Below are 785 nucleotides of genomic sequence, written 5' to 3'. Positions count from 1 at the left end.
GCGCGTGCCGAGCGCGGCGCCGACGTCGGCGGCCTGCTCGGTCCGATCGAGGCCGAGGCCACCACCTTCGAGCGCGACCTGATCGTCGGCAACGCACGCCGACGCGACGCCCGCAGCCAGGTGCTGTCGGCCCGTGAGCTGCGCGCCGACCTCGAGGCCCGCGAAGCCGCGCTCGAGAAGCTCGCGGCCACCTGCGTCGCGACCGTCGACCCGGCGCCGCGGTACGCCGTCCCCGACGTCGAGCTGCTCGGCCCGGTCCCGGTGACACCCGAGGAGATCGGCACCTACCTGCAGCGCCTTGACCGGGTGTCCCAGGCGTTCGAGGTCGTCCAGCACGCCTACTCCGACGCTCTCGAGGAGCACACCCAGCTCGTCGCCCTGCTCGACGCCTACGTCGCCAAGGCCCGTGCTGCGGGCGTGGCCGACCACCCCGACCTCGTCGAGAGCGAGCGCTCGGCCCGGGCGCTCCTCGAGCGACGCCCGTCGCCGATGGCCGTCGCCCGGCAACTCGTCACGACCTACCAGACCTGGCTAGCGAAAGAGAGCACCCGATGAGCGCAGGAGCCTGCACCCAACCCGGTTGCACGGGCAGCATCGTCGACGGCTACTGCGACGTGTGCGGCATGGCCGGGTCCGGTGGTACGGCGTCGCCCACCCCCGCCGCAGCCCCGGCCGCCACAGCAGCTGTGAGCAGTGCCGCCAACACCTGCCAGCAGCCCGGCTGCACCGGCCGGATCCTCGACGGCTACTGCGATGTCTGCGGCTCGCCGGCCGTACCGGGCGCG

Annotated in this window: 2 pseudogenes; both read left to right on the top strand. The window is 73.8% G+C overall.

Annotated elements, in window-relative coordinates:
* A pseudogene (locus ACOADB_RS23820) lies at positions 1-555 on the top strand (hypothetical protein); the annotation flags it as partial.
* Positions 552-785: pseudogene (locus ACOADB_RS23815) on the top strand (hypothetical protein); the annotation flags it as partial. The pseudogenes ACOADB_RS23820 and ACOADB_RS23815, both read left to right, overlap by 4 nt.

The organism is Nocardioides sp. CPCC 206348, from assembly GCF_048654705.1.
GTDB lineage: Bacteria > Actinomycetota > Actinomycetes > Propionibacteriales > Nocardioidaceae > Nocardioides.
This window is presented reverse-complemented; position numbering and strand designations above follow the sequence as displayed.